Annotated in this window: 11 protein-coding genes; 5 read left to right on the top strand and 6 right to left on the bottom strand. The window is 69.0% G+C overall.

What is annotated here, in order from left to right:
- Positions 1-107: 107 nt before the first annotated feature.
- Together VP06_RS12680 and tolB are read left to right on the top strand one after the other, a co-directional pair.
- Positions 108-1,403 carry a cell envelope integrity TolA family protein gene (locus tag VP06_RS12680; protein ID WP_082167362.1) on the top strand — a complete coding sequence of 432 codons (1,296 nt, stop codon included), beginning with the start codon at positions 108-110 and terminating at the stop codon, positions 1,401-1,403.
- Between the two features lie 41 nt (positions 1,404-1,444).
- Positions 1,445-2,785, top strand: coding sequence for a Tol-Pal system beta propeller repeat protein TolB (gene tolB, locus VP06_RS12675; RefSeq protein WP_082167360.1), 1,341 nt, complete (start codon positions 1,445-1,447; stop codon positions 2,783-2,785).
- Between the two features lie 243 nt (positions 2,786-3,028).
- Here tolB and lanM read toward each other — a convergent pair whose 3' ends face one another.
- Positions 3,029-3,436 carry a lanmodulin LanM gene (gene lanM, locus VP06_RS12670; RefSeq protein ID WP_048464134.1) on the bottom strand — a complete coding sequence of 136 codons (408 nt, stop codon included), beginning with the start codon at positions 3,434-3,436 and terminating at the stop codon, positions 3,029-3,031.
- 128 nt (positions 3,437-3,564) lie between these two features.
- Complete coding sequence (locus tag VP06_RS12665; RefSeq protein ID WP_048464133.1) at positions 3,565-4,887, bottom strand: hemolysin family protein; 1,323 nt, start codon at positions 4,885-4,887, stop codon at positions 3,565-3,567.
- 391 nt (positions 4,888-5,278) lie between these two features.
- Between VP06_RS12665 and purH the strand changes: the two genes are divergently transcribed.
- The 3 genes from purH to VP06_RS12650 all read left to right on the top strand — a co-directional run bounded on the left by purH (position 5,279) and on the right by VP06_RS12650 (position 10,002).
- Positions 5,279-6,880: a bifunctional phosphoribosylaminoimidazolecarboxamide formyltransferase/IMP cyclohydrolase gene (gene purH / locus VP06_RS12660; protein WP_048464132.1), complete on the top strand. Its 1,602-nt coding sequence runs from the start codon at positions 5,279-5,281 to the stop codon at positions 6,878-6,880.
- Between the two features lie 137 nt (positions 6,881-7,017).
- Positions 7,018-8,301 (top strand): DUF3422 family protein, encoded by a 1,284-nt coding sequence (locus VP06_RS12655; protein ID WP_048464131.1) that lies wholly within the window; start codon positions 7,018-7,020, stop codon positions 8,299-8,301.
- Between the two features lie 765 nt (positions 8,302-9,066).
- Entirely contained in the window at positions 9,067-10,002 is a 936-nt protein-coding gene (locus VP06_RS12650) for a DUF3616 domain-containing protein (protein ID WP_048464130.1), read from the top strand.
- Positions 10,003-10,177: 175 nt separating this feature from the next.
- Here the strand turns inward: VP06_RS12650 and VP06_RS12645 are convergent, their stop codons facing one another.
- The 4 genes from VP06_RS12645 to VP06_RS12630 form a co-directional block, all read right to left on the bottom strand.
- On the bottom strand, positions 10,178-11,866 hold the full coding sequence (locus VP06_RS12645) for a cation acetate symporter (protein ID WP_048464129.1): 1,689 nt from the start codon (positions 11,864-11,866) through the stop codon (positions 10,178-10,180).
- A complete protein-coding gene (locus tag VP06_RS12640) occupies positions 11,863-12,171 on the bottom strand; it encodes a DUF485 domain-containing protein (RefSeq protein WP_048464128.1) in 309 nt (102 codons plus the stop codon). The genes VP06_RS12645 and VP06_RS12640 overlap by 4 nt, the downstream gene beginning before the upstream one ends.
- A gap of 308 nt (positions 12,172-12,479) precedes the next feature.
- The gene (acs, locus tag VP06_RS12635; RefSeq protein ID WP_048464127.1) at positions 12,480-14,429 is read right to left on the bottom strand and encodes an acetate--CoA ligase; all 1,950 of its coding nucleotides are present in this window, start codon (positions 14,427-14,429) and stop codon (positions 12,480-12,482) included.
- 136 nt (positions 14,430-14,565) lie between these two features.
- Positions 14,566-14,826, bottom strand: a complete 261-nt coding sequence (locus VP06_RS12630; RefSeq protein WP_048464126.1) for a hypothetical protein — start codon at positions 14,824-14,826, stop codon at positions 14,566-14,568.
- Between the last annotated feature and the right edge of the window lie 85 nt (positions 14,827-14,911).

Raw genomic sequence — 14,911 nt, 5'->3', positions numbered from 1 at the left:
CCCGGCCCAAAGGCCGGCGCGCGGGCGGGTTTGCCGACAGGCCGCAGGAGACCGCCCCGGGCGAGGCCAGGGCCAGCTTGCGGCCCCCGCCGACGCGCCGGCCGGAGATGAAGGTCGCCAACGCCGAGGAGATTCCGCCGCCGTCCCTGCGGCCGGCCCTCGAGCAGCCCGAGTCCGCCCCGATGCCGCCGCCCCGCCCCGACACCACCAAGGCCGATGCGGAGAGGGCCGCGGCCGCCGCCGCGAAGGCCCGGGCGGAGGCCGAAGCGCGCGCCGAAGCCAAGGCCGAGGCGGAACGGGAGGCCAAGGAAGCCGCCAAGGAAGCTGCCAAGGAAGCTGCCAGGGAGGCCGCGAAGGAAGCGGCGAGAGAGGCCGCCAGGGAAGCCGCTCGCGAAGCCGCGAAGGACGCCGCGAAAGCGGCGGCCCGGGCGGCGGCCGAGAAGGCTGCGGCAGACAAGGCTGTGGCCGAGAAGGCCGCCGCCGAGAAGGCCGAGGCCGAGGCGATCCGGCGCGAGGAACTGGCCGAGGCCAAGGCTGCGGCCGAGAAGGCCGCCGCGGAGAAGGCGGCAGCCGCTGCGGCCGCCAAGGCGAGGGCCGAGGCCAAGGCCCGCGCCGAGGCCGAGGCCAAGGCGCGCGCGGACGCCAAGGCCGAGGCGGACGCCAAGGCGCAGGCGGACGCCGAGGCGAAAGCCAGGGCCGTCGCCGAGGCCAAGGCGAAGGCCGATGCGAAGGCTCGTGCCGAGGCCAAGGCCGAAGCGGAAGCCCGGAAGGCGGAAGCCGAAGCCAAAGCCCAGGCGGACGCCGACGCGAAGGCCGCGGCCAGGGCGGAGGCCGAGGCCAAGGCCCACGCGGCCGCCGAAGCCAAGGCGAAGGCGGAAGCCGCCGCGAAGGCGCGGGCGGTGGCGGAAGCGAAGGCCAAGGCCGCCGCCGAGGCCAAGGCCCGGCGTCAGGCCGAGCTTGCCGCCAAGTTCAATTCAGGCTCGATCCGCGACATGCTGGCCGCGCATGGCCCGTCGCAATCGACCGGTTCCACCGGCCGCGAGGTGCAGCGCACCGCCGCCCTCGGCACGGCGGCGGGCACGTCCCAACGCCTCAACCCGAGCCAGCGCGACGCCCTGGTCGGCCTGCTCCAGCAGCAGATCGAACGCTGCTACTCGGCGCCCCCCGGCGCCGCCCAGGGCATCGTGCTGCCGCAGCTCGACATCCGCCTGAACCCGGACGGCTCCCTCACCACCGATCCGCGCATCCTGCGTGCCGGCGGCAGCGCGGTCGACCGCTCGATCGCCGAAGCCGCCGTGCGGGCGGTGCGCCGCTGCGCGCCCTTCCGCATCCCGTCCCAGTTCGCCCCGTTCTACAACGACTGGCGGGTCATCAATGCGGAGTTCGAGTTGCCGCGGGTCTGAGAGCCCCCGGCGGCCTGCCTCACCCACGACGGACGTCCCCCATGCACTCCCCCTCGCGATTGCGTTCCGCTCTCGCCGCCTTCCTGTGGCTGTGCCTCACCGCCGGCTTCGTCTCGGGCTTCGCGGCGCCCGCACAGGCTCAGCTCAACCTGCGCATCGGTCCCGGCGGCGCGTTCCAGCCGATGCCGATCGCCATTGCGGAGTTCTCCGGCGATCCGAGCCTCGGCCCGACCCTGTCGGGCATCGTGACCAACAATCTGAAGCGCTCCGGCTACTTCACGCCGGTCGAGAGAGCCCGCTTCCCCGAGACTCCGAACTTCGACGCCGCCCCGAACTTTTCGGCCTGGAAGGACATCGGCGTGCAGGGGCTCGTCACCGGCCGGGTCATCCGCGACGGGTCGGGCCGGCTCAAGACCGAGTTCCGGCTCTGGGACGTGCTGTCCGGCCAGCAGATGATCGGCCAGCAATATGCCGGTGACGGCGCCAATGCGCGCCGCATGGGCCATCTGATCTCGGATGCGGTCTACACCAAGATCACCGGCATCGGCGGCTTCTTCGACACCCGCGTCGCCTTCGTCGACGAATCCGGCTCGAAGGAGCACCGCCGCAAGCGCCTCGCCATCATGGACCAGGACGGCGCCAACGTGCGCTACCTGACGAGCGGCGAAGCCTCGGTGGTGGCGCCGCGCTACTCGCCCTCGACCCAGGACATCACCTACATGGCGCAGGTCACCGGCCAGCAGCCGCGGGTGCAGGTCATCAACCTCGCGACCGGCGCACGCCAGGTGATCCCGACCAATGCCGAGATGAGCACCAGCCCGCGCTTCTCGCCGGACGGCCGGCGCCTGGTGATGAGCGACCAGGACGGCGGCAATGCCAGCATCTACGTCATGGACCTCGCCTCCAAGGCCCAGACCCGGATCACCAACGCCAACGCCATCGACACCTCGCCGTCCTTCTCGCCGGACGGGCGCGAGATCGTCTTCGAATCCGACCGCGGCGGCCAGCAGCAGGTCTACGTCATGGGCGCCGACGGCTCGAACCCGCGCCGCCTGACCTTCGGCGACGGCTCGGCCTCGCAGCCGGCCTGGTCGCCGCGGGGCGACTACATCGCGTTCACCCGCCAGCGGAAAGGCTCCTTCGCGATCTGCGTCATGAAGCCCGACGGCAGCGGCGAGCGGGTGTTGACCGAAGGCTTTCACAATGAGGGCCCGACCTGGGCGCCGAACGGCCAGTACGTGATGTTCTTCCGCGATCCCGGCGGCCAGGCCGGCGGCAAACTCTACATGGTCGACATCACCGGCAAGGTCGAGCAGCCGGTCCCGACGCCGTCCTACGCCTCCGACCCGACCTGGTCGCCGCTGATCGACGTGCAAAGGTGAGAAAGAGTCAAGAGTAATAAATCCTAGAGTATTGTCCGACGAAGTGGATACCGGTTCGTCGTAGAAAATACAGCGAGAGAAGCTTCGCGATTGCAACGCGATCGCGAAGCTTCTCTAGCCGTAGCAGAAGCGATTTGTTGTGAGAGTCCGTTGGGAAAGGGGTCTCCAGGCGCAACATGTGGCGCCCAATCTGCCCATCTGGCACCACATTTCGTATGTTGAGGGGGCTTTCCCAACAGCCTCTTACTTCAGCAGGCGTGCCAGGGCCTTGCCGGCCGGCGTGCGGATTTCCTTGGCATCGACGGTGCCGTCGTTGTCCGGATTGGCGGCCTTGAAGCGGGCCTCGACCAGGGCGAGGTACTCGGCCTTGTCCAGGGTGCCGTCGTTGTCCGGGTCGGCGGCCTTCATGTCCTTGCGGCTGACGCGGCCCTGAAGTTCCTTGGTGTCGAGGGTGCCGTCGGCATCCTTCTCGAGCTTGTCGAACACGGCGCCGGCCGCGGCCTTCACCTCGGCCAGGTCAATCGTGCCGTCGGCATCGGTGTCGACCGCCGCGATGGTGCGGTCGGCCTTCGGCTTTGCCTCGGCCGAGACCGGAAGCGCGAGCGGCGCGGCCAGGAGAGCTGCGAGCAGAAGGGTGCGGTTGAGGGTCATGGGTCTCGATCTCCGTCGCTCGCCGTGGGGCCCCCTGGCCCCACCCGGGCAGCGACTCAGGATAATCTGGCAGGAGCTACCTAACCCCACGGCGATCGATTGCAAGCGTGATTCACGCAGGGTAAGGCTCAGGTCTCCGTCTTTGCGGCCAGGATCTTGTCGACCCGGCGCCCGTCCATGTCGACGACCTCGAAGCGCCAGCCGTTGCGCTCGAACCCGTCGCCGGCGGTGGGGATGCGGCCGAGCTGGAAGATCACGAAGCCGGCGAGCGTCGAGAAGTCGTCGCTGTCGAGCCGCTCGGTGAGGCCGAGGCGCTCGAAGGCATCGACCGCCGGCATCATGCCGTCGATGAGCAGCGACCCGTCCTGGCGCTCGACCACCATCGGCTCGTCGTCGTCGGTTTCCGGGATGTCGCCGGCGATCGCCTCGAGGAGATCGGTCTGGGTGACGATGCCTTCGAGATCGCCGTACTCGTCGACGACGATCGCCATCCGGACGGGCTTGGCCTTGAAGGTCTCGAGCACCCGCAGGATCGGCATCCCCTCGTGCACGACGATCGGCTCGCGGATGATCGCGTCGAGGCTGATCGGCGCCCCGTCGAGGAGCTGGTTGAGCACGTCCTGCTTGCGCAGCACGCCGACGATCTCGTGGATCTCGCCGCGGCTCGCCACCAATTGCTCGTGGCGGCAGGCGCGGATCGTCTCCAGCACCGCCTCGCGCGGATCCTCGATGTCGATCCAGTCGACCTCGTGGCGCGGGGTCATGATGTCCCGCACCCGCCGCTCGCCGATGCCGAAGATGCGCTGCACCGCCGCCTGCTGCGATTCCTGGATCAGGCCCGCCTCCTGGCTCGCCGCCACCAGCAGCGACAACTCGGCGGTGGAATGCAGCGAGCCCTCGCCCGAGCCCGGCTGCAACCCGCACAGGCGCAGCACGCCGTTGCCGAGCCCGTTGAGGAACGAGATCGCCGGGCGGAAGATCAGCAGGAACAGCCGTAAGGGGCGAACGATGGCGAGTGCCGTGCGCTCGCTGCGCTGGAGCGCCAGGCTCTTCGGCGCCAGCTCGCCCAGCACGATGTGCAGCGAGGTGATGATGACGAAGGAGATCACCACCGCGACGGCGTGGGCGCCGACCATGCTCACGCCCTGCGGCAGGAAGGCGAGCAGGGGCTCGATCAGGTGGGCCAGGGCCGGCTCGCCGACCCAGCCGAGGGCGAGGGACGAGATGGTGATGCCGAGCTGCGTGGCCGCCAGATGCGAATCCAGGCTGTCGACCGCCCGTTGCAGGGCACCCGCATGGGCCCGCTTCTCGGCTACGAGCTCCTGGACCCGGCTGCGCCTGACCGCCACCAGGGCGAACTCGGCCGCGACGAAGAACCCGTTCGCGAAGACCAGGAACACGATGGCGAACAGGCCGAGGCCCGTCCCCCAGGGACTGTCGGAGAAAATCACCGCCTCCCGTGGCGCGACCGGCCGCTCCCGGGCTCGGGCGCGGCCGGCCCCCTCATAGCAAGTCTGTCCCCCGGAGCCTATCCGTCAGACGGCGCGAGCCGCGCCCCTCCACGGCCGATGCCGTGGAGGACGAGGGGGGCGCCTCGCCCGGTGCCCGACCGATCGCGCCGCGATGCCAGAACCGCTGTCGGTCGGACGTGGGCAGCGTCCGGCTCCGCGACGCGGGCTTGCCGAGACCAGTCCGGACGGATCGTCCGGGCGGCCTGTCACCCCGCTTTGCGGCGCAACATCTGGCTTCGACCGGCCGTTTCTGCTAGGCGCGCCGGAAATTCCTGTGCCGGCTCGGGTTTTTCCGCGGGCTGCGCCCCCGACCGAAAGACCCGGTGTCACCATGGCGAGCGACCTGTCCCGCATCTCCCGCGCGCTCCTCTCCGTCTCGGACAAGACCGGGCTGGTGGAATTCGCCCGGGCGCTCGCCGCCCGCGGTGTCACCCTGGTCTCGACTGGCGGCACCCACCGGACCCTCACCGAGGCGGGGCTGACCGTCACGGAAGTCTCCGACCTCACCGGCTTCCCCGAGATGATGGACGGCCGGGTCAAGACCCTGCATCCGGGCGTGCATGGCGGCCTGCTCGCCATCCGCGACAACCCTGAGCACCAGGCCGCCATGCTGGCCCACGGCATCGCGGCGATCGACCTCCTCGTGGTCAACCTCTATCCGTTCGAGGCGACGCTGGCGGCGGGCAAGCCGGCGGCCCAGTGCATCGAGAACATCGACATCGGCGGCCCGGCGATGATCCGTGCCGCGGCCAAGAACCACAAGGACGTCGCCGTGGTGGTCGACGTCGCCGATTACGGGGCGGTGCTCGCCGACCTCGACGCCCATGACGGCGCCGTCACCTTCGCGACCCGGCGGCGCCTGGCCCAGAAAGCCTATGCGCGGACCGCCTCCTACGACGCCGCCATCGCGACCTGGCTCGCCGGCGAGATCGGGGCGGCACCCGCGGCACAGACCTTCCAGGCCCTTGGCGGGACCCTGGCCCAGGGCCTGCGCTACGGCGAGAATCCCCACATGAAGGCCGCCTTCTACCGCACTGCCGGCGCCCCGCGCCCGGGCGTCGCCACCGCGCGCCAGCTCCAGGGCAAGGAACTGTCCTACAACAACATCAACGACACCGACGCCGCCTTCGAGGCGGTGAGCGAGTTCGACCCGGCCCGCACCGCCGCGGTCGTCATCGTCAAGCACGCCAACCCGTGCGGCGTCGCGGAGGGGGCGAGCCTTCTCGACGCCTACGAGCGGGCGCTGCGTTGCGATCCGGTCTCGGCCTTCGGCGGCATCGTCGCGCTGAACCGCACCCTCGACGCCGAGGCGGCGGGGAAGATCGTCGAGATCTTCACGGAAGTCATCATCGCGCCCGATGCCACCGAGGAGGCCGCCGCGATCATCGCCGCCAAGAAGAACCTGCGTCTTCTCACCACCGGCGGCGTCGCCGATCCCCGCAAGCCCGGCCAGGTCTGGCGCACGGTGGCGGGCGGCTTCCTGGTCCAGGACCGCGACAACGCCGTCGTCGACGACATGCCGCTCAAGGTCGTGACGAAGCGCGCGCCGACCGAGGCCGAGTTGTCGGACCTGCGCTTCGCCTTCCGGGTCGCCAAGCACGTCAAGTCGAACGCGATCGTCTATGCCAAGGACGGCGCCACGGTCGGCATCGGCGCCGGGCAGATGTCGCGGGTCGATTCCTCGCGCATCGCCGCCTGGAAGGCGGCGGAAGCCGCGAAGGCCGCCGGCTTGCCAGAGAGCCTCGCCCGCGGCGCGGTGGTGGCGTCCGATGCCTTCTTCCCCTTCGCCGACGGCCTGCTCGCCGCGGCCGAGGCCGGCGCCACGGCGGTGATCCAGCCCGGCGGCTCGATGCGCGACGACGACGTGATCCGTGCCGCCGACGAGGCCGGCCTCGCCATGGTGCTCACCGGCCACCGCCACTTCCGGCACTGACCGCCGGCACCGACCGCCGGCACCGACAGTCTCCTGGGCCGCCCGCCGACCAAGGGGCCCGTTGACCGAGGGGGCCGCCTCGGCCAAGCCAAGCGTGGCGACGACACGCTTGACGCAGCGAGAGGCGGGCGACGAGGATGCGGCTGGACGAACACCCCTTGCGCGCGCGGGTGCTGGCGGAGGTCCATGCCCGGCCATTCACGCCGGTCAAGACGCCCCGCCGCGTCCTGCATTACGCCTTCCTGACCGACGGCGATGCCGCCGCCGCCGACCGCGACGCGCTCGACGCCTATTGCACCGGCCTCGGCCATCCGGGGCCGGCGCCGGGAGCCAAGCAGCACCGGGTGATCTTCTCCGGCGCGGTCCTGCGCTGGGAGAGCCACAGCGAGTTCACCACCTATACGTGGGAATACGCCGACGCGCAGGGCCAGGCGTTCCAGCCCCATCCCGACGCGATTGACGGCGCGATGGCGGAGGTGGCCCAGCCCGGCCCGCTCCTCGTCGCGGTCGATCTCCACCTCCTAGCGGCGGTGGATGGCGGATTGCCGGCCGACGTGGTCTCGGGCTTCAATGCCGCCTCCCTGGCGATGGCGGAGGCGGAGGGGGGCGCGGCGGTGATCGCCACCGACTTCCAGCCCGATCCGCACGGCTATGTCCGCATCGTGGTGGCCGACCGGCGCCTGAGCCGGCTCGGTGCCGGCACCCTGGTCCAGCGTCTGCTCGAGATCGAGACCTACCGCACGCTCGCACTCCTCGGCCTGCCGGAGGCGCAGGCGCTCGGGCCGACGATCCGGCGGATCGAGACCGCGCTGCCGCCGCTGATGGAGGCGATGCGCTCCAGCGAGGGTTTTTCGGAGAATCACGCCCTCCTCGACGAGCTGATCGGGCTCGCCGCCGAGCTGGAGGCCGGTGCCTCGCGGGCGATGTACCGCTTCGGCGCGACGCGGGCCTACGACGAGTTGGTGCGCCTGCGCCTGTCCTCCTCGGGCGAGCACGCGCTGCCGGGTCAGACGAGCTGGTCGGTCTTCCTCGCCCGACGCTACAACCCGGCGATCCGCACCTGCACGACGATCGCCGAGCGGCAGGACATGCTCTCCCGCAAGCTCGCCCGGGCCGCCCAGATGCTGCGCACGCGGGTCGACATCGACCTGGAGCGCCAGAACCAGGCCCAGCTCCAGTCGATGAACGACCGGGTGCGGCTGCAATTGCGGATGCAGCAGACCGTCGAGGGCCTGTCGGTCGCGGCGATCACCTATTACGTTGCGAGCCTCTTCCACCACGTCCTGGAGGGGGCGCACCATGCCGGCCTGCCGGTCGACGCGACCATCGGGACGGCCGTGGCGGTGCCGGTCCTGCTGGCCGGGGTGTGGTGGACGGTGCGGCGGATCCGGCAGATGCATGGGGAGCCGGGCGGGCATTGATCCCGATCGTCGGTGACACCGGGGTCGCGCCGGTGCCGGAGGAGTGTGGCCCGGGCCGGGAGGACGAGTCCCTCGGGTGACGGACGCGGCGCCAATCAGATCTTGCGGGGGTGATCGCCGGTATTGCGACACACATCTGCGGCCGAACAAGATCGTAGAAGCGTGCCCGATTGTAATGCCATGGCCATGGCATCCCGTCGGCCTGAGAATCGCACGCCATCGACATTGTCATGAGATCATATACCCCAGGCACCCGAAATGTGGTTTCCACTTTTCGGGTGCCTGGGGTATATTTAATAAATATTTTGTATTTTAGGTCTGAGGCAGGCGAAATCGTCTTTTGCTTGGACATCAGGATGAGGTCGAGGGTGGGAACGAACGGCGCTCCAGACGGACCGTCCTATCGTGTCTCGTGTGCAGCACGGGTGGGCGCTGTGCCAGCGGGTCATGTCGAGACATGCGTTACGCCTTCGTCTCATGTCTCCGGTGCCGCCCGGCCCGTTGTGGGGCATCGGCGCGCCTCCAGGGTTGTTCTCGTTGCCGGTCCGGGTCGCGTTCGCCGAAACGGCCTTGTGGCGAACAGGATTTCGTTTTATTGCTCTCAACTAAAACATCGGCCATGAACGCGCTCTTGCGTGCAGATGATCGTTAGTCAAGATCATGCATCGACGGGCCTGGCTGGAGATGTGGAGCAATCGACCGATAAAATCATTGATATGCGTTAGGGGGGTGGCCATGGATAGACTGGCAATCGCATCTTTGTTGATGATCGTCCTTCATGGTCCGGCACTGGCGGATGATGTTTTGAACTATCAAGGGATGTGCGATGCATCGGCGGCCGTCGCGATCGATCGATCCAGTTTCGTCGTGGCAAACGACGAAGACAATACCTTGCGCATCTACGACAGGGATAAGCCGGGCCGTGCGCGGACGATCGCGATCGATGCGTTCCTGACCCCTCCGGATGAGGACACGAGCGGCAAGGAGAGCGATCTCGAAGGGGCGGCGCGCATCGGGAACCGCATCTACTGGATCTCCTCGCACGGGCGGAACTCCGAAGGCAAAAAGAGACCGAAGCGCCATCGCCTGTTCGCCACCGACATCGTGACCAAGGGCGGCGCCCCGGACCTGATCACGGTGGGCACGCCTTACACGGAGCTGGTCACGGCGCTCACCCAGCCTGCCCTTGCGTCGCTCGGCTTGAAGGACGCGGCGAAGCTGGCGCCCGAGGAGAACGGGCTGAACATCGAAGGTCTGGCGGCAACTCCCGATGGCCGCCTGCTGATTGGCCTGCGGAGCCCCGTGCTGGCGAAGGGCGCCATCGTCGTCCCGCTCGACAACCCCGCCGAGGTGATCGAGGGCCGGCCTCCCAGGCTGGGTCAGCCGATCCTGCTGCCCCTCGATGGACGCGGGATCCGGAGCATGGACTACGTCGCATCCCGCAAGGGCTACCTGATCGTGGCGGGGCCACCCGGCCCGGAGGGCGCCTTCGCCCTCTATCGCTGGTCCGGGACGGCCGGCGAGGCGCCGGAGACGCTGCGCGATCTGGCAGGGCACCCCGAGGCTCTCTTCCTGTATCCTGACGACCCGGACACCCTGCACCTGCTGAGCGACGACGGGGACGAGCCTGTCGGCGGCAAGCCTTGCAAGAAGGCCGCGGCGTCCCGGCAGTCGTTCCGCGCCTACGCGGTCAAACCCTGAGCGCCGCCGTTTGACGGGGATCCACGGCGGCCTTCCGGTCCGGGCCAAACGAGGGGAGACCGAGACCGGAGCGAGGCGTGAGTAACGGCGGCAGGGCGTCCGGGCTCGTGCGTCCGGACGCCCTGGTCTCGTCTGGGGAGGCGGTGCTCCGTTGCAGGGAGCCGCCCGGTTCCCGTCAATGCGCGTGCGCGCCGGCCGCCCCGATGCCGGTCTCCGAGCGCACGTATTGCGCCTCGAAGGCCGCCCGCTCGCGACGGGCCCGGGCGGAGTTGTCGATCGTCGAGACCGCCCAGATGCCCAGGAAGGCCAGCGGCATCGAGAACAGGGCCGGATTGTCGTAGGGGAAGAGCGCCGCGGCGTGGCCGAAGGTGGTGACCCACACCGCCTTCGACAGCACCACCATCACGACCGCGCTGACGAGGCCGATCAGGCCGCCGACGAGGGCGCCGAGCGTGGTCGTGCCCTTCCACAGGATCGACATGGCCAGCACCGGGAAGTTGCAGCTCGCCGCCACCGCGAAGGCGAGGCCGACCATGAAGGCGACGTTCTGGTTCTCGAACACGTAGCCGAGATAGATCGCCACGAGGCCGATCACCACCGCCGCGATCTTCGACAGCCGCACCTCGCTCGCCTCGGTGGTGCGCCCGCGGGCGAAGACCTGGGCGTAGAGATCGTGGCTGACGGCCGAGGCCCCGGCGAGGGTCAGGCCCGCCACCACCGCCAGGATGGTCGCGAAGGCCACCGCCGAGATGAAGCCGAGGAAGAGCGAGCCGCCGGTGGCGTTGGCGAGATGCACCGCCGCCATGTTGCTGCCACCGAGAAGCCCGGCGATCCGGTCGTAGGCGCCGTTGGCGCCGGCCTTGAAGTAGCTCGGGTCGCCCATCAGGAAGGTGATGGCGCCAAAGCCGATGATGAAGGTGAGGATGTAGAAGTAGGCGATCAGGCCGGTGGCGTAGAACACCGACTTGCGTGCCGCCTGCGCGTCCGAGACGGTGAAGAACCGCATCAGGATGTGGGGCAGGCCGGCGGTGCCGAACATCAGGCCGATGCCGAGCGAGATCGCGGAGACCGGATCGGCGACGAGGCCGCCCGGCGCCATGATCGCCTCGTGCTTGGGATGCTCGGCCACGGCCGCGGCGAACAGCGCCTCCGGGTTGAAGCCGTAGCGCCACAGGACCGCGAGCGCCATGAAGGACGCCCCGGCCAGCAGCAGGCACGCCTTGATGATCTGCACCCAGGTCGTCGCCTTCATGCCGCCGAACGCGACATAGACGATCATCAGGATCCCGACCGCGATCACCGCATAGAGGTAGTCGAGGCCGAACAGGAGCTGGATCAGCTTGCCGGCACCGACCATCTGGGCGATCAGGTAGAACGCCACCACGACGAGCGTGCCGGTCGCCGACAGGATGCGGATCCGGGTCTGGTCGAGGCGGAAGCTCGCCACGTCGGCGAAGGTGAACTTGCCGAGGTTGCGCAGGCGCTCGGCGATCAGGAACAGCACGATCGGCCAGCCGACCAGGAAGCCGATCGAGTAGATCAGCCCGTCGAAGCCCGACGAGAAGACGAGGCCCGAGATGCCGAGGAACGACGCCGCCGACATGTAGTCGCCCGCGATGGCGAGCGCGTTCTGGCCGGCCGAGATGCCGCCGCCGGCGGCGTAGAAATCGGCCGCGGACTTCGAGCCCGCGGCGGCCTTGTAGGTGATGCCCAACGTGGCGAGCACGAAGAGCAGGAACATCGCGACGGCGGTCCAGTTCGTCGCCTGCTTCTGCACGGCGCCGAGATCCGGACCGGCGGCGTAGGCGGCGCCCGCCCCGGCGAGGGTGAGGGCGGCCACGAGGGCAAGACGGCGAGCGGTCATCGGCCGAGCTCCCGGTTGAGGTCGCGGGTCAGGTCGTCGAAGCGGCCATTGGCCCGGGCGACGTAGATCCCGGTGAGCACGAAGGCCGACACGATGACGACGAGGCCGAGCACGATGCCGAGCGAGGTCACCCCGGAGCCGATCTTCGTCGCCATCAATCCATGCGCGAAGGCGACGAGCAGAACGAAGACGAGGTAGATGCCCAGCATGACGCCGGACAGGATCCAGCCGAAGCGGGTGCGCTCATGCACCAATCTGTGGAATGTCGGACTCGCCAGAACCCGAGCGGTCTCTGCCTCTGCCATCGGCGGGCCTCCCTGTCTTTGTTGTCGGTGATGGTGTCGTCGTGATCTGGCACGGCTCTGCCGCGCACCGAGGACGGTGCGGGAGGATGAGGCCGGTGCGTCGATCTGTCTGACGGCCTGTTCTCGCCAGGCTGAGCTTGCGCCGACTGTGCGTGTTGCGGCGCAATAATCCCGATGGCTCAATTCTGTGGCGAAAGCCAGCACAAAGGGACTGAAAATGTTCTCGATGCGACGAAGGTCTGAGAAGTGCGACCGTCGCGCACAGGATTAAAAAAGCCGGGGCCCCGATCGGGGCCCCGGCATCACGATCACTTGCTGCGGTTCTGGCGGTTCTCGATCAGGTCATCGACCACCGCTGGCTCGGCGAGCGTCGAGGTGTCGCCGAGGGAAGAGAACTCGTTCTCGGCGATCTTGCGCAGGATGCGGCGCATGATCTTGCCGGAGCGGGTCTTGGGCAGGCCGGGGGCGAACTGGATCAGGTCGGGCGACGCGATCGGCCCGATATCCTTGCGCACCCAGGCGACCAGCTCCTTGCGGAGCGCGTCGGAGGGCTCCTCGCCCTGCATCAGGGTCACGTAGGCGTAGATGCCCTGGCCCTTGATGTCGTGGGGATAGCCCACCACCGCGGCCTCGGAGACCTTCGGGTGGGCGACAAGCGAGGATTCGACCTCCGCCGTGCCCATCCGGTGGCCCGAGACGTTGATGACGTCGTCGACGCGCCCGGTGATCCAGTAATCGCCGTCCGCGTCGCGCCGGCAGCCGTCGCCCGAGAAATAGCGGCCCGGGAACGTCGAGAAGTAGGTCTGCACGAAGCGCTCGTGGTCGCCCCACACGGTCCGCATCTGGCCGGGCCAGGAATCGTCGATGCAGAGGTTGCCCTCGCAGGCTCCCTCCTGGACCACGTTGTCGCCGTCGACCACCACCGGCCTGACGCCGAAGAACGGCCGGGTCGCCGAGCCGGGCTTGAGCGGGGTGGCACCGGGGAGGGGGGTGATGAGGATGCCGCCGGTCTCGGTCTGCCACCAGGTATCGACGATCGGGCAACGCTCGTCACCGACCACCCGGTAGTACCATTCCCAGGCTTCGGGGTTGATCGGCTCGCCGACCGAACCGAGCACCCGCAAGCTCTTCCGCGAGGTCTTCTTCACCGGTTCCTCGCCGGCGCCCATCAGCGAGCGGATCGCCGTCGGGGCGGTGTAGAAGATGTTGACCTTGTGCTTGTCGACGACGTCCCAGAACCGCGAGATCGACGGATAGGTCGGGATGCCCTCGAACATCAGCGTGGTGGCACCGTTCGCCAGCGGCCCATACAGGATGTAGGAATGGCCGGTGACCCAGCCGACATCGGCGGTGCACCAGTAGATGTCGCCCTCGTGGTAGTCGAAGACGTATTGGTGGGTCATCGAGGCGTAGACGAGATAGCCGCCGGTGGTGTGGACGACGCCCTTCGGCTGGCCGGTCGAGCCCGAGGTATAGAGCAGGAACAACGGGTGCTCGGCCTCGACATGGGTCACCGGGCATTCGTCGGTGACCTGGGCGGCGGCGGCGTCGTAATAGACGTCGCGGACCGGATCCATCTCGATCGCGCCGCCGGTGCGGCGCACCACGATGACGTGGTCGACGCTGTCGGCCGGAAGGCGCTGGATCGCCGCGTCGACATTGGCCTTCAGCGGCACCTTGCGGCCGCCGCGCAGGCCCTCGTCGGCGGTGATGACGAGCTTCGACTCGCAGCCCTGGATGCGGCCGGCGAGCGAATCCGGCGAGAAGCCGCCGAACACCACCGAGTGGATCGCCCCTAGCCGGGCGCAGGCCAGCATGGCGAAGGCGGCCTCGGGGATCATCGGCAGGTAGATGGTGACCCGGTCGCCCTTGGAGACGCCGCGGTTGCGCAGGACGTTTGCCATCCGGCACACTTCCGTATGCAACTCACGGTAGGTGATGTGGCGCGACTCGGATGGGTCGTCGCCCTCCCAGATGATCGCCACCTGCTCGCCGCGGCTGTCGAGGTGGCGGTCGATGCAATTGTAGGCGGCGTTCGTGACGCCGTCGGAGAACCACTTGATCGAGACGTCGCCGGGGCCGAACGTCGTCTCCTTCACTTTGGCGTAAGGCGTGAACCAGTCGATCCGCTTGCCGTGCTCGCGCCAGAATGTCTCGGGATCGCGAATCGAGGCGTCGTACCACGCCTGATACTTGGCTTCGTCGATCTGCGCCCGCGCACGTGCCTCCTGGCTGACCTCGACGACCCGCTGGCTCATGGCGCTCCTCCTTCGTCGGCCGTGCCCGGTGGCGGACAGGCTGGTTGCAGCCGGTGTAGTCGTCCGCTCGGCGCGCCCGCAACCGCTCATTCCGTCTAATGCAGACCGGACTAATGCGGCGCGGCGGACGTAGCGGCTACTCCGTGCAGCCGGTGCAGATGCTGGTCTCGATCTGGCGCTGGATCGCGCGGTCGCGTTCGCGCAGGTCCGGCGTCAGGCCGGCCTCGGGGCCGAGGGCCGCGCCCGGCGGCTTGGTCTGCCCGACCCCGGTGGTCTCGCGGGTGGTCAGGGAGCCGGTGGCGCCGGGATCGCGCATCGGGGGCTCGGCCTGTGCCAGGAGCGGGCCGGGCGCGAGAGCCGCCGCCAGGAGGGCGGCGACGAGATGCGAATGACGCATAGTGAGCCTCCGTCGACCGTCAAAAGCACCCGGAGGTCGATTCCGGGCCTCGCCACGGACAACGTGAGGGCACTGCCCTGCGTTC

The organism is Methylobacterium aquaticum (genome assembly GCF_001043915.1).
GTDB classification, from domain to species: domain Bacteria; phylum Pseudomonadota; class Alphaproteobacteria; order Rhizobiales; family Beijerinckiaceae; genus Methylobacterium; species Methylobacterium aquaticum.
Note: the sequence above shows the minus strand (reverse complement) of the source record. Positions and strands in the feature narration are given on the sequence as shown.